This window comes from Megasphaera cerevisiae DSM 20462 (genome assembly GCF_001045675.1).
Taxonomy (GTDB): Bacteria; Bacillota; Negativicutes; order Veillonellales; family Megasphaeraceae; genus Megasphaera; species Megasphaera cerevisiae.
Genome location: NZ_LEKT01000055.1, coordinates 1 through 20,927, shown reverse-complemented (window position 1 = coordinate 20,927; position 20,927 = coordinate 1). Strand labels below are relative to the sequence as shown.

The following is a 20,927-nucleotide window of genomic DNA, read 5'->3' as shown; positions in this document are numbered from 1 at the left end:
TCTGATTTCTCGGCACAAAGCTTACTTTCTACTTCAACTTCCATGAGACGTTCACAGAGCCATTTGAGCATAGATTGCATCGGATCTTCCTCTGATATAAATTTCATTAGCATTTTTTCAAAAGATACGGTAGAATTTAGGTGAGCCATCATTTGTTCACTCCTTATTGGTTTGCTCGCTACTTACCTTTTCGGAGTTTTGATGGCTTTTTCCTTTTTTTTACTTTTGCGAACTTAATTGTACTCTATCGTTTTATTGCTATCTATAAAAATATAAATAGATTGATAATTTTCCACAATAGCACATAGGTATACTGTTTAAATTTCGATTATTAGTTATTTTTCACATATTTCGGATTATATCATGCACAAAAAAAAGACTCAATAAAAAATATATATCATGCAATATTTAAGTACGGACAAGTCATTTAACCTTACCAACCGATCATTGCCATGCAAAACATTTACTTTATTTTTATAAAAATAAAGTAATAAACAAAAAAAAATCCCGAAACACGGACAATTATGTCGTGTTTCGGGATTTCTAATTTCCAAAGAAATTATTTCAATTCAACAGTAGCGCCTGCTTCTTCCAATTTAGCTTTGAGAGCTTCAGCGTCAGCTTTAGCAACAGCTTCTTTAACAGCCTTAGGAGCACCGTCAACAAGAGCTTTAGCATCTTTCAAGCCAAGACCGGTTACTTCACGGACAACTTTGATAACGCCAATTTTCTTGTCGCCAGCAGCGGTAAGAATAACATCAAATTCAGTTTTTTCTTCAGCAGCAGCAGCGCCGGCAGCCGGAGCAGCTGCAACAGCTACCGGAGCAGCTGCAGACACACCAAATTTTTCTTCCATAGCTTTAACGAGTTCGGAAAGTTCCAAAACAGTCATGCTTTCAATGGCTTCCATGATTTCTTCTTTAGTCATTTTAAAATACCTCCAATAGTATCGGTTTTTAGTTTAATAGTTTTAATTAAGCACTTTCTTGTTCTGCTTTTTTAGCGCGTACAGCGTCAAGCACATACACCATATTGCGGATATTGCCCTGCAATACATTGACAATACCAGAAATAGGGGACTGCATGCTGCCAACCAATTTTGCGAGAAGTTCTTCGCGGCTCGGCAAGCTTGCCAATGCGTCAACGGCTGTCGCATCAATAACCTGTCCGTCAGCAATACCGGCTTTGACAGCCAGCGCCTCCGTTTTGGTTTCTTTGATAAATTCTTTCAGGATCTTTGCCGGTGCCACTACATCTTCTGTAGAATAAGCAATAGCGGTCGGTCCTTCGAGAAATTCGCCTAATGCGTTATATCCGAGTTCATCGGCAGCAATACGAGTCAACGTGTTTTTGATGACCTTGTATTCTACATTGCCGGCACGGAATTTACGGCGAAGCTTTGTAACATCAGCTACTGTAAGTCCGGTAAAACCAACTAATACAGCACCCTTTGCAGACTGCAGCTTTTCTTTCATTTCTTCAACAATAGCCGCTTTGGCCGGAGAAACATGTTTCTTTTCATACATAGACATGATTTCGATACACCTCCTTAAACTGGGATTTATATCGTCTTAGCAATAAAAAACGGCCTCATTCTGCATGAGGCCGGAACTAGTCATGATTCAGATATCTGCTAGTTTCATAGCCTCAGATGGCGGACATTCGTCCATTATACATACCTTCAGTCTACAGCTAAGAGAGATATTAATTTTCTTCAGCTTTCACAACACCTTTTACGCTGAATGGGTTGATATGGACACCAGGGCCCATTGTAGAGCTGATAGTGACCGATTTGATATACTGGCCCTTAGCACCGGACGGCTTCACTTTGATCAAAGTATCCACCAATGTCGTAAGGTTTTCTACCAATTTATTAGCATCGAAAGATTTTTTGCCAATAGGAGAGTGGACATTACCGGCCTTATCTGTACGGTATTCTACTTTCCCGGCTTTACTTTCGGAAACAGCTTTGGTAACATCCATCGTGACCGTCCCGATTTTCGGGTTTGGCATCAGACCTTTAGGCCCGAGAATTTTACCTAACCGGCCGACCTTGCCCATCATGTTGGGAGTAGCGATTGCTACATCAAAATCAAGCCAGCCGCCTTTAATTTTTTCTATAAGATCATCGGCACCTACAAAATCAGCACCGGCATCCTTTGCTTCATTTTCCTTATCGCCCTGGGCAAATACCAGAACAACCTTGGATTTGCCAATGCCATGAGGCAGTACCAAGGCACCGCGAACCTGCTGGTCCGCATATTTCGGATCTACGTTCAGATTGACAGATAATTCGACTGTTTCGTCAAATTTGGCTGTATCCATTTTCTTCAAGAGATCTACTGCTTCAGCCGGATCGTACAACTTTTGCTTATCGAACAGCTTTGCGGCTTCAGCGTATTTCTTGCCTACTTTTGCCATCTCATTTCCTCCTTCTGTGGTATGTAGCGGGGAATAACCCCTTCCACAGGTATCCATCGAACTTAGTCGACGATTTCGATACCCATGCTGCGGGCAGTACCTTCAATCATTTTCATAGCCTGTTCTACGTCATTGGCGTTGAGGTCAGGCATCTTAGTCGTTGCGATTTCGCGGACCTTATCGCGGCCAACTTTCGCAACTTTTTTCTTATTCGGTTCGCCCGAAGCTTTTTCAATACCTGCTGCTTTTTTCAACAATACGGCAGCTGGCGGTGTTTTTGTAATAAACGTAAAGGATCTGTCGTCATATACCGTAATTTCAACAGGGATAATGAAACCAGCCTGTTTTGCAGTCCGTTCATTAAATTCCTTTACAAAGGCCATAATATTGACACCAGCCTGGCCTAATGCAGGACCAATCGGAGGCGCCGGAGTTGCCTTAGCTGCTTCACACTGAAGCTTTACCATTCTTGCTACTTTTTTTGCCATGGTGATTTACACCTCCTTACATTACAAAATGTGGTATGCGAATCCTTCGATTCTCCCACTCGCGGCAATAGCCGCATTAGAAGTATTTATTCCAGACTCTTCTCGATTTGAGAATAGTCGACTTCTACGGTAGTTTCGCGGCCAAACATATCGATGAGGCCCTTTAAGGTTCCTTTTTCTTCATTGATTTCCGTAATCGCAGCAATGAAATTTTCAAAAGGACCAGAAGTAATACGCACCTGTTCGCCAATTTCCACAGAAATTCGTGGCTTTGCTTCGCTGTCAATCCCCTGATTTTTCAGTATCTGCTTGACCTCTCCCGGTTCCAAGGGAATCGGCTTGGTAGCAGATCCGACAAATCCGGTAACGCCAGGCGTATTGCGTACGACATACCAGGAGCGGTCATTGACTTCCATTTCGACAAGCACGTATCCGGGGAAAACCTTCCGTTTTATCGTTCGTTTTTTCCCGTCTTTCACATCCACTTCGTCCTCCATCGGGACAAGAATACGGTTGATGACGTTTTCCAGACCCATGGATTTGACCTTCCGTTCCAGTGTTGCTTTTACTTTATTTTCATAACCGGAATACGTATGGATAACATACCATTTCTTATCTGATTCCATCTAAGCACAGGCCTCCTATCCGACAACGCCGCGGAGTAAATTAAACAGCTGAGAAAAGACACCATCCGCTACAGCAATAATTGCCATGACCACAATAGTGGCGACGACAACCATGACCGTGTAGTTGATCAGTTCTTTTTTTGTCGGCCAGATAACCTTTTTCATTTCCACCTTAACACCCTGTAAAAATGATTTACCCGGATTCTTTTTGTTCTTATTCTTTTGTGCTGCTTTTTTAGCTGAAAGTGCCATATAACCTCTCACATCCAAATAAGATTAAGCACATCTTATTTCAATTATTTCGTTTCCTTATGTAATGTTTCTTTTTTGCAGAACGGGCAGTATTTCTTTAATTCCAAACGATCCGGATTGTTTTTCTTATTTTTATTGGTCCGGTAGTTACGCTGCTTGCATTCTGTGCATGCCAATGTAATCGCTGTACGCATTCCTTACACCTCTCTTAAAAATAATCACAAGCTCAACGTTTGCGCAAGACTGCCTATATAATGTATCATACTAGCTGAGCTAAGTCAAGAAAATAATTACTGTAACTTAAAAAAAGCTAGGCGGACCATCACCTAACTTTTTTAATTCTATCAAAGGTTCTCTATTTTGTCAAGCTTTCCCTTTCGTATCCTGTTTTAATCAGTAAATATCCTGAAAGCTTCTGCTGTCCCACTCAAATCAAATTTTTCAACCATACACATCCCTGCCCTTTTAATAATGCTTTCATTCAATTCAAATTTCATATCTACAACTCATCCCTATTTTTAAAATCACCTTTCCTATCTGCCGAACACACACTGAAATTTTTTTCTCGTGAAGTGTCATACAAGAATTGATGCAAGCGCTGCCATCCGTCCGCATCACTGACAAAATACAATTCATCATCAAGTTGTAATTCAACAGAGGGCCCTGGCGAAATTTGAAAATTTTCAGATCGGTTTAATGCTACAATGGTTGCCCCCGTTTTCTGCCATAGCTGCACTGCTTCAATAGATTGTCCCAAATACAGACATTGATCTGTAATTTTTATATGCATGGGATATAAGGGATTGATATGTTGGTAATGTTCCAATTGTTCCATCAATTGCCCTGTTGTTTTTTTGATCTCCATTAAATTTTCTATCTGCTGATCGAGTTGTATATTTAAATTTTTCCGTAATGTGCTAATAGATACATAATTATAAAATTGCTTTCGGAAACGAATCGCTTTCTCTACAGAGTTTATCGTGCATCCACTCCCACGAATAACAGAAATAATTTCCAAATCGGCCAATAACGCAATTGCCCGCCGAGCCGTTTCAGGAGAAACCTGATACTGTGCAGCCAGCATAGAACGGGCAAAAATTTTATCACCTTCACGATAATTTCCTGAGACAATTTTCCCCGCGATATCGACGGCAATCTGTTGATACCGGGAAATGCTATTTGAATCTTTCATGGTACTCCTTTGTATCTTAACTATTTAGAATAAAGTCGGCAGCGTCTCCTGAAAAAATGTACTGCCCGTTGTCTAGTGTACTCATTTTTTGACTTTTTAACAAGTCCTTTGTATTTAAGAATCAACTAGTATTTCCTTAATATTTATCGCTCTACTGACATGTATTTTGACAATAGTAACAACCCTTTGTTATAATAAAGTTGTTACTATTGTTTTTATTTTCGAATGGAGGTTTTATATGATTAAATTTGAAAACGTAACAAAACGTTACGGAAGAAAAGAAATATTACACTCTATATCCCTGAATATTCCTAAAGGGAAAATTGTATCCATTATCGGTAGAAGTGGCTGCGGAAAAACAACTATGCTAAAAATGATCAATAGGCTAGTTCCTATTACATCAGGTCATATACTGGTAAATGAAAAAAATATTTTAAACATGAATCCAGTAGATTTGCGCCGTAATATAGGCTATGTCATTCAACAAATCGGATTATTTCCTCATATGACAGTTCACAAAAATTTGGAACTCGTTTTGGCCTTACATCAATATCCAAAAAGGGAACGGAAAGAAAGAATTGATGAAATTATGGATAAAATGGGGCTCACCCCTGATTTACTGAATCACTATCCCATTGAACTATCTGGCGGGCAACAACAACGTATCGGCGTAGCGCGAGCATTAATTACTGATCCAGAGGTAATTCTGATGGACGAACCTTTTTCTGCATTGGATCCGCTAACACGTATTGCTCTGCAAGATGATCTTAAACACCTGCAAAACAAATTGCAAAAAACAATCGTCTTCGTCACTCACGATATGGATGAAGCTATTAAAATTTCTGATTATATTTGTCTCATGCGGGAAGGGCACATCGAAGAATACGACACCACAGAAACAATGCTGCGTCATCCGGCCACTCCTTTTGTAGAAAATTTTATCGGAAAACATCGCATTTGGAATTCACCCGAATTCATTAAAGCCAAAGATATCATGCGGCCTTCTGTCAACACATGTTATACGCAGGACTCGTTGGAACGCTGTCTAAAAAAAGTGCAAAACACGTCCTATCCATACATAATCGTAATTGATCCAAAAACAAAAAAATTCAGAGGATTTTTAGATATAAACTCCCTACAAAACAAAAAAGCTGAACAGGCAACCGCTTCTGATATAATGTATTGTCCTCCTTCAATTCTTCACGTGGAAGACACCTTGACAACCGTTCTTCATTTGATAAAGGAATCTCCCATTCATTATATGGTCGTATTAAATGATCAGGAAACAGTTGCCGGAGTTATTACACAACGTAATTTACTTAAAGCATTAGGTGAACAATACACAACGGAAACGGAAGTGATGTAATGGATATTTTCTCATATTTAGTGACCAACACAAACCAGGTATTGGGATTGCTACTAGACCATATCCGTCTAACCGTAATTGCTGTCGGGCTGGCTATTTTAGTAGGTGTTCCTCTGGGAATACTTATCAGCTATATCAAATCGCTAAGTAGACCTATCCTGGGGATCACAAATCTGATACAGGCCATTCCCAGCATGGCACTTTTAGGATTTGCTATCCCTTTGTTGGGAATAGGTACCGTCCCCGCCGTAGTCGTCGTATTCTTATACTCCCTATTGCCAATTATAAAAAATACATACATTGGTATCCTGCAAATTAATCCACAATTAATAGAGGCTGCCCGAGGAATCGGTATGACCCGTTTCAACATATTATACAAAATACAAATTCCACTGACATTACCCATTCTGATGGCAGGTGTACGTATTTCTTCCGTTACGGCTGTAGGCCTTATGACAATCGCGGCTTTTATTGGTGCTGGCGGACTTGGGTTCCTTGTATTCAGCGGTATTTCCTCAGTCAATACCGCTATGATCTTAGCTGGCGCTATCCCCGCTTGCATCCTGGCACTTACCGTGGACTGGATACTATCTCTAGTCGAAGATTTGGTTACTCCTATGAGTCTTCGTCCTGGAGTTCTAAAAAATAAAAAGAAGGAAAAACAACAACGGCGCATAAAAAAACTGATTATTGCAGGCACTTTTTGCGTATTACTAGGAGTCTTTGGAGGCAATATATATCAAACATATTATCAAACATCAAATATTATCCGAATTGGCAGCAAACAATTTTCAGAACAATTAGTTTTGGGTAATCTGCTGAAAGAATTGATTGAAGCTAAAACAGATTTAAAAGTGGAATCCCACTTTGGAGCTGGTGGCACGCAAGTATTATTCTCTGCCTTAAAAAACGGGGATATTGATATGTACGTAGATTACACCGGTACAATATTAGTAGACATATTAAAACACTCCCCTGAAACCAATGAAAAGCAAGTATATAAAATATGTAGCAACGAAATGAAAAATAAACACAATATTCTTTTGTTAAGCCCGCTGAATTTTAATAATACTTATGCGCTGGCAGTCTCTCAACAGACAGCAGCTCAATATCATTTATCCACAATTAGTGATTTAGCCAACGTTGCACCTTTTTTACAAGCAGGAACCACATTGGAATTTTTAAATCGCCAAGATGGATTACCCGGCTTGGAACAGGCTTATAACTTTTCTTTTGCCAATGTAACCGGTATAGATGGCTCCAACAGGTATATCGCCCTGGAAAACGGTAACGTATCCGTTGTAGATGCGTTTACAACAGACGGTTTATTGAAAAAATTCAATCTCCATATTTTAGAAGATGATAAGCATTTTTTCCCGCCATATTATGCCGTTCCTCTCATCCGCTCTGATATCCTCAAAAAACATCCTGAGTTACGAGGCATTATAGCTAGTCTCGACACAAAACTAACAAATACAACCATGCAGGAACTTAATTACCAAGTAGATGAGCTGCATCAGGATCCTGCCGATGTTGCCCATCAATTTTTAGTAAAAGAAGGATTAATTTAAAATACATCCTCTCATTTATCATTTTGTATTGATTTATTACAGAATAGACGCCCCATTACAAAGGTCGTCTATTCTGTTACTGTTTCATAGGGCCACTGGATAATCCCTCCTTCCATATCACAGACATGCTGATACCCCATATCCAACAGTTTCTGCGCGGCCTGCCAGCTGCGATGCCCCGTACGGCAATAGACGAGAATGACGTCTTCTTTATCTAGCCCAGCAATTGCATCAGCAGCAATCGTTTCGTTGGGTACGAGCCGGGCATTCGGAATATGCCGCTGCGCATACTCCTGGGGCGTCCGCACATCTATCAATATAACCTGCGGGTTATCCTGCAGCATTTGGTTTGCCTGATCCGGTGTAATACGGATATACCCGTTTTTCGACGTGTCCTCCGCCCTTTCTGCATAGGCACATCCCGTGAAAACACCCCCAAAAGCCATAATAATCAATCCCATTACAATGTATTTGACAACCATAGTCCTCCCTCTTTCTTTATTTCGTCATTTTTCCATTCTGACGAATGCATATTTTCTATAGATACGACATTTAACACTCTTCTTAGCAAAGCATGCACCGTTATTACCGCAGCATGGCAATCATATTCCGAAACGCCGGAATATAGTACTCTACGATCCGCTGAACCCGTGCGGTTCCCTTCACTGACACGGTTTCATACCGATCACGCAGCATGGCCAGCCATACATCTTCATCAACAAAGAGATAAGCCTCATAGGCAGCCATAATAATTTCCCTTGGTGAGCCCATGGCAGCCGTGCCATGCCCATCACGGCACAGGCACTTCTGAAAGACCCGGCAGCCCAAATCAAACTGCTCCATAAACAAATGAATCACTCCGTGCCGGATAAATACGTTACCCATATCCTCCGCTTCTGCTTGTGAAAAAACAGCAAAATGGCATATAAATTCTTCAAGCGCAGTCATCCTATCACCGCCTTTCTTCCATCATAACGAAGACCGGCGCAAGATGCAATACTTTTTTTAGGCCGCTGCCAAAAAGCAGGGCAGCGAGAATATATTGATATCTCATTGCCCTGCTTTATTTTAGGATATATATTATATAGTTTATCTCAGCCGGAAATTTTCTGCTGCTTTGCGTAGCTTCTATCCAGCGCGCGCTTGCCTGCAATACCGGGCTTGGTCATTTCATCCGGTGAAAGGATGCAATCCACCTGTTCCTTCGTCAGATAGTCATGTTCCAAGATGATATCCCGAATCGGACGGCCGGTCGTATAGGCTTCCTTTGCCAGCATAGCCGACCGTTCATAGCCGATATGGGGCAGAAGCGCCGTAACGATACCGACGCTGTGATCCACCCACGACTGGCACTGACTGCGGTTCGCTTCCAGTCCGTTGAGCAGATTATTGATAAAAGCATGAATAGCATTCGTCAAATACTGCATGGAATGAAATAAATTGAAAGCCATCACCGGTTCCATGACGTTCAATTCAAACTGCCCGTTTTCTACGGCCAGGCTGATGACCGTATCATTCCCGATGACCTGATAGCACGTCTGATCCAATACTTCCGCCATGACCGGATTGACCTTGCCAGGCATGATAGACGATCCCGGCTGCCGGGCCGGCAGCTTCAATTCGTTGAGGCCGCACCGCGGGCCGGATGCCATCAGCCGAAAATCATTGGCCATTTTGATGAGCATAAGGGCCGTCGTTTTCATGCTGCCTGACACATCTGAAAATATATCCGTATTGTTGGTCATATCAATAAGGTTACGGGCCGTTACAAAAATTTCTCCCGTCAGCATCGACAGCTTAGCGGCTACGGCTTTGATATAAGCAGGTTCCGCATTGAGCCCTGTACCGACTGCCGTTCCCCCCATATTGATAACACGAACTCCTTCAAGAGTCCGTTCGATACGTTTTCTGCCACGCCGGACAGCCGAAGCATAGGCTCCCATTTCCTGTCCCAGCGTAATCGGCACGGCATCCTGCAAATGAGTACGGCCCATTTTTAATACATCCCGGAATTCATCGGACTTTTCATCCAGACCGCCTTCCAGTTCCTTCAGCGCTTCCATCAGCTTCTGCCCTTTGATTACCAGGCACACCTTGATACTTGTCGGGAACACATCGTTTGTCGACTGCGCCATATTGGCATGATTGTTCGGTGAAACCAAATCATACCGTCCCTTGGCCTTACCCGTGATTTCCAGTGCCCGGTTGCAAAGCACTTCGTTCATATTCATATTTACGGACGTACCGGCCCCGCCTTGAATCGGATCAACAGGAAACTGGTCATTCCATTTCCCTTCAATTACTTCACTGGCTGCCTGAACAAGGGCGTTTCCGATCGCCGGATTCAGACGTCCTGTGTCCATATTGGCCAGCGCTGCTGCCTTTTTCACAATTGCCATGGCTTTAATGAAGTCCGGATCCAGATGTTCCCCTGTAATATGGAAGTTTTCCATGGCACGCATGGTCTGTACACCATAGTACACATCGTCCGGTACATTCATTTCCCCTAAAAAGTCATGTTCAGTTCTCATGATATTTTCCCCCGTAATCACACACGTATCATCTACAATAATGAACTACTTTTTCATATTTTTTTCTTTTTTGTATACAGTATTCAATGAATGCTATAAAAATATCCCCTGCATTTAAATTCGATACACACTCAACTCCTTTTTCCCTGATACATACGAAAAAGGTGCTGTTGAAATCTCTTCAACAGCACCTTTGCCGTACGCACGTTTATGAATTTACCTATATCATAGTCTCTCGGGGCCTATCTGTCAATATACATAGTTATACTTTAGGATTTATTTAGGTTTTCCTCTGCACGGCTAAAAGCCCAATACCAGGCCCCGTCACGACGCTATATACGGTGAAGATGCTTGAGAGACAGATCCAGAATCGGCGCGGAATGCGTCAGAGCGCCGCTGGAAATATAATCCACGCCGATATCAGCCAGGCGGGCAATATTTTCCCGCGTCACATTGCCCGAGCATTCCGTCTCTGCCTGTCCACCGGTGAGCCGCACGGCCTCCTTCATCATATCATGGGACATATTATCCAGCATGATAATATCGGCTCCTGCTTCGACGGCCTCCCGCACCATATCCAGCGTTTCCGTCTCCACCTCGATCTTACGCACAAACGACGCGTACTCCCGCGCCATCTGTATGGCCCTCGCCACGCCGCCGGCAGCTCCTATATGATTATCCTTGAGCAAAATACCATCAGACAGATTATACCGGTGGTTATGGCCGCCGCCAATGCGGACAGCGTATTTTTCAAAGACGCGCATATTGGGCGTCGTTTTCCGCGTATCCAGCAGCTTGACCGTCGTTCCTGCCAACAGGCCGGCGATCTCCCGGGTGTACGTAGCAATACCGCTCATACGCTGCAGATAATTCAGCGCTACCCGTTCGCCGGAAAGCAAGGTGCGGATATTACCGGTAAGGCAGCCCAAACACTGTCCCTGCATCACCTCGTCACCATCACGAACCTGACATGTAAACCGCACGTCTTTATCCAGCAGCGTAAAGGTTCTGGCAAATACAGACAGTCCGGCGATCACGCCGGACTGTTTGCACAGCAAATCGACAGTACCCGCGGCATCCTCCGGCATGACCGCGTTTGTCGATATATCTTCATTGGTAATATCCTCCCGCAGGGCCATCAAAATCAATGGTTCCGCGTATAATTTCATCGTTGCCGTATTCATCCTGCGCCCTGCTCCTTCTGTATTTCCTGCAATAATTCATCCCGGTGCCGCTGTTCCAGCGCCTCCCGGCCCGCCGCAATTTTTGCGACAGCACGACGGCTCAACAGGTCAAACCGGCTGTCGTCCCGCGCTCCGGCAGCCGCGCATAGCTGCTTGCCGATCTGCAGCGCCGCCCGCTGGCCAAATACCAGCCCTTCCAGCAGGGAATTACTGGCCAAACGGTTTCTGCCATGCACGCCGTTGCAGCTTGTTTCGCCTACGGCATACAGATTATCCATGGAGGTCTTGCTATATGTATCGACACGAATACCGCCCATAAAGTAATGCTGGGCCGGCACAACGGGTATCCAGTCAGTAACCGCGTTGATGCCCTCCTCCATGCAACGCTCGTAAATATGCGGAAAATGCTGGCGGATCGTATCCCTTCCCAGCACCGTCATATCAAGCCACACAAAGGGCATCCCATCTTTAGCCATCTGCTTACGAATCGCCGCCGTCATGACATCACGCGGCAGCACTTCGTCGGCAAAACGCATCCCGTCCTTACCGTACAGCTTGGCTCCCTCGCCGCGTACGGACTCAGAAATGAGGAACCGCCGGCCCGACTTTTGTGAATACAACGTTGTCGGATGAATCTGCACATACCCAATATGTTCCAGCGTAATACCGTGCTGCATGGCAATGGCCACTGCATCGCCGGTTAAATGCGGAAAATTAGTAGAATGCTGATACAAGCCGCCAATACCGCCACTGGCCACTATCGTCTGTGACGCCTGAATCGCCATATACGAGCCATTCTGACTGCGGGCCACAATCCCCATACATCGGTTGCTCTCTTCAATAATATCCAGCATCGTCGTATATTCCAAAATTGTCACATTGGAACGCCTGCGGACGGCATCAATCAATTTACTGGTAATTTCCTTCCCTGTAATATCCTCATGAAATAAAATCCGGGCTTTGGAATGGCAGCCCTCCCGCGTATAATCCAGTTCACCGTCCGGCTGCGTCGCGAAATCGACACCACAGTCCATAAGCGCGCCAATAACCTCCCGAGAGGACCGGATCATGATATCGACAGATTCCCGCCGGTTTTCATAATGACCGGCCTTCATCGTATCCTCCATGAAGCTGTCATAATCGCCTTCATCCCGCAGTACGCAGATCCCCCCCTGAGCCAGAAAGGAATCACTGTTTTCCAGCTCATCCTTGGTAATCATCAGCACATTTTTATGATCTGGCAGATGCAGCGCCGCAAATAAGCCGCTCGCACCAGTCCCCACGATCAATACATCTGTCTGTCTCGTATTCATAGTCCGCCTTCCTCATCTTGCCAATTCCAACATTTTATCCAGTACGCCAACAGCCCTCCGGCTGAGTGCCGCCGGCACGACGACCTCGTTTGTTTCGTCACGCAGGCAGTTCCTCACCTTTTCCAACGTGACCTTTTTCATATTCATGCAATATTGGTCCTCCATGGCCGGATAAAAGGTCTTGCCCGGGTTGTTCGTCGTCAGCTCATACAAGACGCCGGCCTCCGTACCGATAATAAATTCTGTATGAGACGATTTTGCCGCATACTCAATAATGCCCGACGTACTGCCGATATAATCAGCCATTTCCAACACCGCCGGCGGGCATTCAGGATGAGCCAAAAACAATGCCTGCGGATGCGCCTGCCGGGCTTCACGAACAAATTCCGGACGAATAGATTCGTGGCGCGGGCAAAAGCCGTCATTCAAGATAAAATGCTTTTCCGGGACCTGCAGGGAAACATAATGTCCCAGATTTTTATCTGGTGTAAAAAATATATTATTATTGGGCAGCCGTTTCACGATCTTCACCGCGTTGGAGGACGTCACACACACATCAGACGCCGCCTTCAGCTCCGTCGTCGAATTGATATAGCAAACAACGGCCACATCGTCACAAGCCTTGCGGACGGCCTCAATCGCCGCTACCGTGGCCATATGTGCCATGGGACAGTCGGCAGTGCGATCCGGCATAAGCACCTTTTTCTGCGGGTTGAGCATCTTGGCACTTTCCCCCATAAACCGCACACCGGCAAACACGATGATCCGGGCGTCGGTCTCGACGGCCTTCTTGCTCAAATAAAAGGAATCACCGATGTAATCCGCTATTTCCTGCACCTCGTCGGGTACATAATAATGAGCTAAAATGACAGCCTGCTTTTCCTTTTTTAACGCCTCTATTTCCTCTTCTAACGACGGCATAAGACAATCTCCTTTGTATTCAATAATTATTGCTATTATACCGTACTTGTCAATCATTGGCAAGACAGTTGTCACGTATTGTCTTGTCATACTGTACTCAGTATTCCTTTATGTACCTTGTATCGTCTTGCGCATCAGGTTTATAAGCAGATCAGGTTCAACGTATCAAAGTACTTGGACAGGTCTATCACGACTGCAAAGTCGTACCCTTGTTCGGCATAGCTCATAATCTGTCGAATAGTTTGTTGCGCATTCCGTTTCGGGCGGTATCCATAACTACCATCAGCAAATAGTGGATCGTATATCGGTTGCAGTACTTGAGCGATGGTTTACCGTCCTTCGCTTTGATCTCTGTTATATCCATAACGCATTTTTTAACGGCTCATCCGATCTAAAATCCCGGTTTAACAAATCATTTTTATAGAATTTTCTCGCATTTCCTGTCAGTGCTCTTACTGTCATTCCCTGACTTCCCGAGTAAAAGACTATCGGCAACAAAACATTCTCTTGACATGGATGGATGAGGTGCCCGTATATGCCTGCCTCCATAAACGCCGCTATGTCGGTGCCACTTGCGGTCATTCCTTTTATCCTGCACTCCCTTAGTGCAGCCATACCAACGACGCCATCAACTCACCATAATTCGCGAATGCGCTCGCAAACAAAGTTTTACCGATATTGCCGACAGATTACACGTGTCGATCACTACCGTCCTTCGGCATTTTGACTGCATTTCCTATAGCAAGCCGGTTGCGCTTCCTGCTATCTTGTCGCTGGATGAATTCCGGGGGAACGCACAGGGGCAAACATACCAGATAGCCCTAGTTGATCCCGCCAGAAAAACAGTACTCGATATCTTACCACAACGGAATACCCAACAATTACTATACTATTTTACCACCTACCCCTACGCCATGCGCAAGACCGTCAATTATATAGTCATGGATTCCTCTCCTTTATTTCGTTTGGTCGTACAACGCATGGCTGCTATTATCTGCGACAAGTATCATATTGTTCGTCAGGTACTCGGGGTGATGAAAAAACGTACAGAAACGGATTCAGCACCAATGAGATCATCGCCGCCTCTATTTCAAGCGTAACAAAAAAAATGTTAACCAAATCCGGCTGTACCCTGACAGACGATGAGCTCATTTGTCTAAAAGACTGGCACAGTCCGATGACCTGCGCATTGCCTATACTTTAAAAGAATGTTTTTATAAGGTATTACGTATGCCCACGAAACAGTCTGCGATATATTTCCTACAATCCTGGCTGGAATTGGTACAAGCTTCCTGACTAGTAGTAGAATTCAAGTCTCTGCTACACTCCTTTACGGATTGGTTTAACAGTATTATTAATGCCATCCATTTTCACTACTTCCATGGATATAAATGGATATAACAAGATATAAAGTATTAAAACAGGTTTGCTTTGGTATTCGTAATTTTTTTCGCTTTCGAAACTATATATTGTTTATGGATGCTGCTATACAAAGAAAAAGAGGAACACCCCATTGCATGTTCCCTTCATATATAGGGCAACTACTGAGTCACCCCAACATTTGGCATAGAGCCCAAAAATACCGTTAGCTGCTAACCTAAAGCAGTCAACAGTATTTTTTACAAATCTGGCTAATAGACAGCGTGCTGCTGAACCGTCAGCCGTTCCAATACGCAGTCTAAGGAATCTGCAAATTGATCGACATGCTGCGGTTCCATAATAAGCAGCGGCCGTAGTTTCATGCAATTTTCATACAGTCCAAAAGTGCTGACAAGAATATGGGCCTCACGCAAAGCATTGACAGCTGCCAGCGTCAATGCCGCATCGGGTTCCTTTGTTTTTTGATCTTTGACGAATTCAATAGACCAGTATAAGCCGGTACCGCGAATATCTCCGATGCAGTCATATTTTTTCTGCAAGGCCTGTAACTTTCCTTTGAGAAGCGCACCAACGGTACGGCAATTTTTCAAAAGATCCCGTTCCTGCAGTTCGCTCAGTACTGCCGCGGCGGCAGCAATAGAAACAGGATTGCCGTCAAACGTATTGAAATACCGGCATTGACTGAATTGCTCCAGAAAATCAGGAGCTGTCACACATGCGGAAATAGGCATGCCATTTCCCATCGGTTTGCCCATAACAACAATATCCGGCACAATATGATGCCGCTGAAAGCCCCAAAAGGCATCACCAGTCCGGCAGAATCCCGGCTGCACTTCATCAGCAATATACAGCCCGCCGCGACGATGAACAACCTCAATGACGGGCTGCAGAAATCCTGCCGGATCGCTGGCCAGACCGTCACTGGAAAAAATGGAGTCTGCCAAAAAAGCGGCAAAACGAATGCCGTGGCGTTCCAGATCATCAATAGCCTCCTCCACGTCCCGTGCCAGCCGCAGTCCAACATCCGCAACCTCTTCCCGGTAAGCAAGCGGTGCCCGTACAGTACGAACGTGCTGGCCCAGCGGAACCGACTGTCCCAAAGAAGGAGATACGGAGGATGCAGTCATCGTTGTGCCATGATAAGCAAACTCACTAATAATCACACCGTCAGCACCGGTATGGGAAAATGCAATCCGCAGTGCCAAATCTACAGCTTCACTGCCGGTGCAAGCAAACATAACCCGCTTAAGTGGTGCTGGAAATGTCGCCAGCAATCGTTCCGCATAATCCAGAATCGCCGGATGGAGATACCGCGTATGTGTATTCAGCGTAGATATCTGCCGGGCCACGGCTTCCGCGACCCGAGCATTACAATGACCGACAGATACGACGTTATTATAGCAGTCCAGATATGGCACCCCGGCCGCATCATACAAATACATGCCGTCACCGCGGACAAATTCTACAGGATGATGATACATCAGCTTGTATGACGAACCTAATACATTCATACGTCGTTTGATCAGATTTTGTTCATCCATATCCAAATTATGCAGTAATTCTGATGAAAACCCATTGGGCATACCTGATGGATTGATTTGTGTTTTCAAATGTATCCGCTCCCTTTTAAATGCATGTATACTGCCATTTTTCCATCATGAAAAAATCGTTTTCTGGCAAAATCCAATTATACAAAGATACCGGCTAATTCCAGCGTTTTTTCCAGATAGCGGCGTTCATCTTGGGAAACGACATCATTGTCCTTACGTGTCGCCAGCCATCCCAAGCGGACCAAACGCCACATAAGCACAAACGCAGGAATCATCTGTATATCTGCCGCAGACAGCGGTCGAATCCGTTCGTAGCCACTGCACCAGCTGTCGATAACAGCTTGCAGATGAACACTCTGCCGGCTCATAAACGCCCCCAGATCGTATAAAAACCAGCTATAGCCGCAGTCATCAAAATCAATCAGCGATACTTCAGATCCTTCTGTCATCAGGTTACCCGTATGAAGATCCGCATGAATAAGAAAATAATTTGCGTCACTTTTGCCATATATCTGCAATTGTTCTATAATTTTCCGAGCTGCTTTGTTCAACATATCTTGTTCATCTTGCTTAACCGGATACAGATTGAAATTTCCCCATCGGGCCTGCGCTCCCAGCGTACGCGGCAGATCCCATTGGAAACAATTCAGCTGGGGACGGGCAGTCGCACGGCGACAGGACTGAACATGGAGCATTGCTGTTATTTCTCCTACCCGTTCGGCCCACGCCTCCGCACACCCATCTTCAGCCGATTCCAAGGTCTTTCCCGGCAGATACTCCGTAACAGGGAAATAATATCTCCCGCCATCATCCGGCAAAGTCACTGCATAGAGAAAACCCCCATTCCGACCATTAAATATCTGCGGAACATGCACGGCGGTCTCCTGCCTCACCTCATGCATCCAGACAAGCTCATCATATAATTCCCCGGGTGTATGATATCCCGGTTTATGAAGACTGATAATGCCGATCGGTTTTTGTCCCCGGTATAAAACATATGTGAAATTTTCAGAAAATGTCAGATACCGCACTGTGATTTCTTCACCAAATGCATAAATCTGCCGGATTTTTTTCTCCAAATATGGAATAAATACCTGCCTCAAACTGCCGAATTCCTTCATCGGAGCCCCTCCCTCCGTTATGATATAAATAAAACCGGCTCTCATAGAAAACCGGTTTCACAAATATGCAGCGCTATTATTTATCGATATGCAGCCTTAAAGATGGCGATGCAGTCATCTATACTTAATGCAATGCGATCATTGGCAAAGAGCATCCCCATAGCATTCTTTGCATTTTCCGCCATTTTCGGAAATTCATCCGGTTGAATGCCGTAATCGGACATTTTGAGTTCGTTTACACCACAGTGTTCGATAAGATTTTCCAAGGCTTTAAGAAAATCTGCCGGTTCAGACGCATCAGGGATTCCCATTTTTTGTGCCATGCAGATAAAGCGATCATCACAGGCATGGTGATCGATCATAAAGGCAAAGTATGCCTTGCTCAGCATAATGAGTCCGGCACCATGGGGCAGCTCCTGGTGATACGCGCTCAAGGCATGTTCCAGGGAATGCTCACTCATATTGCCACTCAGACACATTTCAATGCCGCCCAAATAATTGCCAAAGGCGACTCGTTCACGAGCTGTCATATTACTGCCGTTGTGTACAGCCTCCGGCAGGTATGCACTGATCTGTTTGATCGCTTCCAGCGCCACCATTTCGCTCATCAAATTTGCTTTTTTCGACAAGTATCCTTCGATATTGTGAAACAGAGCGTCAAACCCTTGATACGCCGTAAATTTCGGTGGTACCGTCGCCATCAATTCCGGGTCAATAACAGCAAGTACGGGAAATAAATCCGGGCTTTTCACCGGTGTTTTTTCATTCGTTTCCTCATTGGTAATCACACCGCCCATATCTGTTTCCGAACCGGTCCCGGCGGTCGTCGTGATTGCAACGATCGGCAAGGGTTTATTGGCAATAGGTTTTCCCTTACCGGTTCCCTGGGAGATATAATCCCACAGATCACCATCATTCGTCGCCACAACAGCAATCGCCTTAGCGGCATCAATACAGCTGCCGCCGCCGAGAGCAACCAGAAAATCGCAGGCATTATCCCGAGCCGCCTGACCGCCCCGCATTACCGTAGGCTTTAACGGATTCGCTTCCACCTCATCAAAAAGCACAGTTTCCACTCCGGCCAGGTGCAGTTCTTTTTCCGTCCTGTCTAAATATCCATTGACCTTGACAGACTTCCCATTAGACACAATAATAAGAGCTTTCTTCCCCGGAAGCGCCTGTGCATGGAGATTATTCAACTGCCCCTGACCAAACAGCGCTTTTGTAGGAACAAACATTTGAAACGGCACGATATATCACCCTCACTTTGTTAAAATAAAAGAAGCCTTCTTCACGTAAAGAGACTCCTTTGTCTTTTCTTTTAATATTCATAATTCTATTTTGAATTTTATCATATTTTTTTAATAATATCAAACCGTCTGCCATAAAATCCCTCTTGCAATATCATTTTTTCTCAAAGTGCATACTAAATATATCTTGACAAAGGATCTCTATATCTCTATAATAGAGGAGTACTTGCCACTATAGCTCAGCTGGCAGAGCATCTCATTCGTAATGAGAGGGTCGTAGGTTCAAATCCTATTAGTGGCTCCATGAAAAACCCAGTAACCGTAAGGCTTCAAAGGCCTTGCGGTTATTTTTTTATAAGAGGTCCTTATCCTCTCAAATTATGGTGATGGTACAATCAATTGTACCATCATTTTTGCAATTATTTCTTCGAATTAACTAGTATACAGGTTCGCGACAGCGTCAAGCTTTTTCTCATTATCGTAAATCGAATGAGCATATACCCTAGCCACCATTTCGGTTGTCCTATTCCCCCCTAGTTTAGCAATTAATGTATACGGGACTCTTTCATCTACTAAATGTGAAATGTATGTATGGCGGGCAACATGAGATGTAATGACGGTAATAAAACCAAGCTTTCTTGAGACGTCCTTGAAACAGCGGTTCGTAAAGTTTTGGGGATCAATAGGCCCGGTACCTGTACGGTTTTCTACAACCCATTTACTTTTGCCGTGCGTTTGGACCTGTTTTAATAGGTTTACCAAATAGCCCGATTTAAAAGGTACCACGCGAACGCTGTCCTGCGTTTTAGGTTTTTTTCTGCCATATCTGATTTCAGTCAGACCCCAAGAAGCGTTTACATGCACGCACCCAGTATCTTCATTGATGAGTTCGATATCATACTTTAAATACGCCCCGCTTTGTTATGCTTTTTTTATCAAGCTGTCTTCGGGTCTTTATCTAAAAATCGCTTATGCATTCGTCCGTTGTGCAACCGTGCGTGTAGCTTCCGGAGATTAAATCCCATGGCAACAACAAGTAATTCCTTCCATACATTCTCTTTGCCCCGGCGCTGGATGCGGTGATACAGATAATCATCTTTCAGCCCCCCCCCCCCAAACGCTCCTTCTACTTGAATAGAGCGATTGGTCCGCAGACGGATTCCTCTGTCGCTTTTTATTTCTTGCGTTACACGATCCAGCAGGGTATTGTAATAGGGATTGCTCTGTATTGTACATGGAATCAGAAAAATCAAATTTCCAAGTATGGCGACATCACCTTAAACGGATTATGAGAAAACTGGGGTTTATCCTGGATTCTCAAAAACATGACGAGGTGAAACATGTCCATCATAACGTAAACCGATAAAAGATCTGGCATTACATATGCTTACGAAACCACATACTACTGGGACAAGAAAAAACAACAGTCGCGAGCAAAACGAACCTGCGTTGGAAAAGTGGATGACAATACGGGAAACATCATTCCAACCAGAGGCCGCTCCAAAAAGAAATCGATTCCGGTTCCAACTGTTGTAAAGCATGGCACTACCCCTTATATGGAATGCAAACATCTGTACTATGGTGCTACGTATCTGTTGGAAGCTGTGGCTGATACGCTTGGTCTTACTGCAGATCTTCAATCCTGCTTTCCCAATGACTATCAACAGATGTTATCGATTGCTTTTTACCTCATTCTCGAAGACAACAATCCGTTGTACCGGTTCGAAAAATGGCATTGCACACATAAGCACCCATATGGCA

23 protein-coding genes, 1 tRNA gene and 2 pseudogenes are annotated in these 20,927 nt (G+C 44.4%); 5 read left to right on the top strand and 21 right to left on the bottom strand.

The window, feature by feature from the left end; translation table 11 throughout:
* The 9 genes and pseudogenes from AB840_RS16795 to AB840_RS12755 form a co-directional block, all read right to left on the bottom strand.
* Positions 1 to 149: pseudogene (locus AB840_RS16795) on the bottom strand (IS256 family transposase); the annotation flags it as partial.
* Positions 150 to 559: 410 nt separating this feature from the next.
* Positions 560 to 928, bottom strand: coding sequence for a 50S ribosomal protein L7/L12 (gene rplL / locus AB840_RS12790; RefSeq protein ID WP_048515233.1), 369 nt, complete (start codon positions 926 to 928; stop codon positions 560 to 562).
* A 46-nt stretch (positions 929 to 974) separates the two neighbouring features.
* A complete protein-coding gene (rplJ, locus tag AB840_RS12785) occupies positions 975 to 1,532 on the bottom strand; it encodes a 50S ribosomal protein L10 (protein ID WP_048515232.1) in 558 nt (185 codons plus the stop codon).
* Between the two features lie 172 nt (positions 1,533 to 1,704).
* The gene (rplA, locus tag AB840_RS12780) at positions 1,705 to 2,421 is read right to left on the bottom strand and encodes a 50S ribosomal protein L1 (RefSeq protein ID WP_048515231.1); all 717 of its coding nucleotides are present in this window, start codon (positions 2,419 to 2,421) and stop codon (positions 1,705 to 1,707) included.
* Positions 2,422 to 2,483: 62 nt separating this feature from the next.
* A complete protein-coding gene (rplK, locus tag AB840_RS12775; protein ID WP_048515230.1) occupies positions 2,484 to 2,909 on the bottom strand; it encodes a 50S ribosomal protein L11 in 426 nt (141 codons plus the stop codon).
* 86 nt (positions 2,910 to 2,995) lie between these two features.
* The gene (nusG, locus tag AB840_RS12770; protein ID WP_048515229.1) at positions 2,996 to 3,535 is read right to left on the bottom strand and encodes a transcription termination/antitermination protein NusG; all 540 of its coding nucleotides are present in this window, start codon (positions 3,533 to 3,535) and stop codon (positions 2,996 to 2,998) included.
* Between the two features lie 15 nt (positions 3,536 to 3,550).
* Positions 3,551 to 3,787, bottom strand: coding sequence for a preprotein translocase subunit SecE (gene secE / locus AB840_RS12765; RefSeq protein WP_048515228.1), 237 nt, complete (start codon positions 3,785 to 3,787; stop codon positions 3,551 to 3,553).
* A gap of 44 nt (positions 3,788 to 3,831) precedes the next feature.
* Positions 3,832 to 3,981: a 50S ribosomal protein L33 gene (gene rpmG / locus AB840_RS12760; protein WP_014015374.1), complete on the bottom strand. Its 150-nt coding sequence runs from the start codon at positions 3,979 to 3,981 to the stop codon at positions 3,832 to 3,834.
* A gap of 305 nt (positions 3,982 to 4,286) precedes the next feature.
* Positions 4,287 to 4,979, bottom strand: coding sequence for a GntR family transcriptional regulator (locus AB840_RS12755; RefSeq protein ID WP_048515227.1), 693 nt, complete (start codon positions 4,977 to 4,979; stop codon positions 4,287 to 4,289).
* Between the two features lie 238 nt (positions 4,980 to 5,217).
* On the opposite strand from AB840_RS12755, the gene AB840_RS12750 reads away from it, so the two are divergent.
* Together AB840_RS12750 and AB840_RS12745 are read left to right on the top strand one after the other, a co-directional pair.
* Complete coding sequence (locus AB840_RS12750) at positions 5,218 to 6,345, top strand: betaine/proline/choline family ABC transporter ATP-binding protein (protein ID WP_048515226.1); 1,128 nt, start codon at positions 5,218 to 5,220, stop codon at positions 6,343 to 6,345.
* The gene (locus AB840_RS12745; protein WP_048515225.1) at positions 6,345 to 7,916 is read left to right on the top strand and encodes an ABC transporter permease/substrate-binding protein; all 1,572 of its coding nucleotides are present in this window, start codon (positions 6,345 to 6,347) and stop codon (positions 7,914 to 7,916) included. The genes AB840_RS12750 and AB840_RS12745 overlap by 1 nt, the downstream gene beginning before the upstream one ends.
* 68 nt (positions 7,917 to 7,984) lie before the next feature.
* Here the strand turns inward: AB840_RS12745 and AB840_RS12740 are convergent, their stop codons facing one another.
* The 6 genes from AB840_RS12740 to nadA all read right to left on the bottom strand — a co-directional run bounded on the left by AB840_RS12740 (position 7,985) and on the right by nadA (position 13,865).
* Positions 7,985 to 8,398, bottom strand: a complete 414-nt coding sequence (locus tag AB840_RS12740) for a rhodanese-like domain-containing protein (RefSeq protein WP_053078188.1) — start codon at positions 8,396 to 8,398, stop codon at positions 7,985 to 7,987.
* 103 nt (positions 8,399 to 8,501) lie between these two features.
* Positions 8,502 to 8,864, bottom strand: coding sequence for an HI0074 family nucleotidyltransferase substrate-binding subunit (locus tag AB840_RS12735; protein ID WP_048515224.1), 363 nt, complete (start codon positions 8,862 to 8,864; stop codon positions 8,502 to 8,504).
* Positions 8,865 to 9,010: 146 nt separating this feature from the next.
* Complete coding sequence (locus tag AB840_RS12730) at positions 9,011 to 10,447, bottom strand: aspartate ammonia-lyase (RefSeq protein ID WP_048515223.1); 1,437 nt, start codon at positions 10,445 to 10,447, stop codon at positions 9,011 to 9,013.
* Positions 10,448 to 10,779: 332 nt separating this feature from the next.
* Positions 10,780 to 11,631, bottom strand: coding sequence for a carboxylating nicotinate-nucleotide diphosphorylase (gene nadC / locus AB840_RS12725; protein ID WP_048515222.1), 852 nt, complete (start codon positions 11,629 to 11,631; stop codon positions 10,780 to 10,782).
* Positions 11,628 to 12,944, bottom strand: coding sequence for an L-aspartate oxidase (locus AB840_RS12720; RefSeq protein ID WP_048515221.1), 1,317 nt, complete (start codon positions 12,942 to 12,944; stop codon positions 11,628 to 11,630). The genes nadC and AB840_RS12720 overlap by 4 nt, the downstream gene beginning before the upstream one ends.
* Before the next feature lie 12 nt (positions 12,945 to 12,956).
* Complete coding sequence (nadA, locus tag AB840_RS12715; protein WP_048515220.1) at positions 12,957 to 13,865, bottom strand: quinolinate synthase NadA; 909 nt, start codon at positions 13,863 to 13,865, stop codon at positions 12,957 to 12,959.
* A gap of 605 nt (positions 13,866 to 14,470) precedes the next feature.
* Here nadA and AB840_RS18340 point away from each other — a divergent pair.
* A complete protein-coding gene (locus AB840_RS18340; protein ID WP_159445833.1) occupies positions 14,471 to 14,965 on the top strand; it encodes a transposase in 495 nt (164 codons plus the stop codon).
* A 531-nt stretch (positions 14,966 to 15,496) separates the two neighbouring features.
* Here AB840_RS18340 and AB840_RS12705 read toward each other — a convergent pair.
* The 4 genes from AB840_RS12705 to AB840_RS16785 all read right to left on the bottom strand — a co-directional run bounded on the left by AB840_RS12705 (position 15,497) and on the right by AB840_RS16785 (position 19,302).
* Positions 15,497 to 16,855, bottom strand: coding sequence for an aspartate aminotransferase family protein (locus AB840_RS12705; protein ID WP_200809989.1), 1,359 nt, complete (start codon positions 16,853 to 16,855; stop codon positions 15,497 to 15,499).
* Positions 16,856 to 16,932: 77 nt separating this feature from the next.
* Entirely contained in the window at positions 16,933 to 17,916 is a 984-nt protein-coding gene (locus AB840_RS12700) for a phosphotransferase enzyme family protein (protein ID WP_048515218.1), read from the bottom strand.
* A gap of 80 nt (positions 17,917 to 17,996) precedes the next feature.
* The gene (locus tag AB840_RS12695) at positions 17,997 to 19,166 is read right to left on the bottom strand and encodes an iron-containing alcohol dehydrogenase (protein WP_048515217.1); all 1,170 of its coding nucleotides are present in this window, start codon (positions 19,164 to 19,166) and stop codon (positions 17,997 to 17,999) included.
* On the bottom strand, positions 19,108 to 19,302 hold the full coding sequence (locus AB840_RS16785; RefSeq protein WP_152669417.1) for a calponin homology domain-containing protein: 195 nt from the start codon (positions 19,300 to 19,302) through the stop codon (positions 19,108 to 19,110). Before AB840_RS16785 ends, AB840_RS12695 begins: the two co-directional genes overlap by 59 nt.
* A 92-nt stretch (positions 19,303 to 19,394) precedes the next feature.
* Here AB840_RS16785 and AB840_RS12690 point away from each other — a divergent pair.
* Positions 19,395 to 19,470, top strand: a tRNA-Thr gene (locus AB840_RS12690).
* Positions 19,471 to 19,598: 128 nt separating this feature from the next.
* Here the strand turns inward: AB840_RS12690 and AB840_RS18335 are convergent.
* Both AB840_RS18335 and AB840_RS12680 read right to left on the bottom strand, forming a co-directional pair.
* Positions 19,599 to 20,030 carry a tyrosine-type recombinase/integrase gene (locus tag AB840_RS18335; RefSeq protein WP_048515216.1) on the bottom strand — a complete coding sequence of 144 codons (432 nt, stop codon included), beginning with the start codon at positions 20,028 to 20,030 and terminating at the stop codon, positions 19,599 to 19,601.
* A gap of 71 nt (positions 20,031 to 20,101) precedes the next feature.
* Positions 20,102 to 20,419, bottom strand: coding sequence for a transposase (locus tag AB840_RS12680; protein ID WP_053078187.1), 318 nt, complete (start codon positions 20,417 to 20,419; stop codon positions 20,102 to 20,104).
* A 303-nt stretch (positions 20,420 to 20,722) separates the two neighbouring features.
* Here AB840_RS12680 and AB840_RS17890 point away from each other — a divergent pair.
* Positions 20,723 to 20,927 (top strand): annotated as a pseudogene (locus AB840_RS17890) (IS1634 family transposase); the annotation flags it as partial.

Coding starts and splice junctions, on each gene's coding strand:
- rplL (WP_048515233.1), bottom strand. CDS start 928: ATGACTAAAGAAGAAATCATGGAAGCCATTGAAAGCATGACTGTTTTG.
- rplJ (WP_048515232.1), bottom strand. CDS start 1,532: ATGTCTATGTATGAAAAGAAACATGTTTCTCCGGCCAAAGCGGCTATT.
- rplA (WP_048515231.1), bottom strand. CDS start 2,421: ATGGCAAAAGTAGGCAAGAAATACGCTGAAGCCGCAAAGCTGTTCGAT.
- rplK (WP_048515230.1), bottom strand. CDS start 2,909: ATGGCAAAAAAAGTAGCAAGAATGGTAAAGCTTCAGTGTGAAGCAGCT.
- nusG (WP_048515229.1), bottom strand. CDS start 3,535: ATGGAATCAGATAAGAAATGGTATGTTATCCATACGTATTCCGGTTAT.
- secE (WP_048515228.1), bottom strand. CDS start 3,787: ATGGCACTTTCAGCTAAAAAAGCAGCACAAAAGAATAAGAACAAAAAG.
- rpmG (WP_014015374.1), bottom strand. CDS start 3,981: ATGCGTACAGCGATTACATTGGCATGCACAGAATGCAAGCAGCGTAAC.
- AB840_RS12755 (WP_048515227.1), bottom strand. CDS start 4,979: ATGAAAGATTCAAATAGCATTTCCCGGTATCAACAGATTGCCGTCGAT.
- AB840_RS12750 (WP_048515226.1), top strand. CDS start 5,218: ATGATTAAATTTGAAAACGTAACAAAACGTTACGGAAGAAAAGAAATA.
- AB840_RS12745 (WP_048515225.1), top strand. CDS start 6,345: ATGGATATTTTCTCATATTTAGTGACCAACACAAACCAGGTATTGGGA.
- AB840_RS12740 (WP_053078188.1), bottom strand. CDS start 8,398: ATGGTTGTCAAATACATTGTAATGGGATTGATTATTATGGCTTTTGGG.
- AB840_RS12735 (WP_048515224.1), bottom strand. CDS start 8,864: ATGACTGCGCTTGAAGAATTTATATGCCATTTTGCTGTTTTTTCACAA.
- AB840_RS12730 (WP_048515223.1), bottom strand. CDS start 10,447: ATGAGAACTGAACATGACTTTTTAGGGGAAATGAATGTACCGGACGAT.
- nadC (WP_048515222.1), bottom strand. CDS start 11,631: ATGAATACGGCAACGATGAAATTATACGCGGAACCATTGATTTTGATG.
- AB840_RS12720 (WP_048515221.1), bottom strand. CDS start 12,944: ATGAATACGAGACAGACAGATGTATTGATCGTGGGGACTGGTGCGAGC.
- nadA (WP_048515220.1), bottom strand. CDS start 13,865: ATGCCGTCGTTAGAAGAGGAAATAGAGGCGTTAAAAAAGGAAAAGCAG.
- AB840_RS12700 (WP_048515218.1), bottom strand. CDS start 17,916: ATGAAGGAATTCGGCAGTTTGAGGCAGGTATTTATTCCATATTTGGAG.
- AB840_RS16785 (WP_152669417.1), bottom strand. CDS start 19,302: ATGGCAGACGGTTTGATATTATTAAAAAAATATGATAAAATTCAAAAT.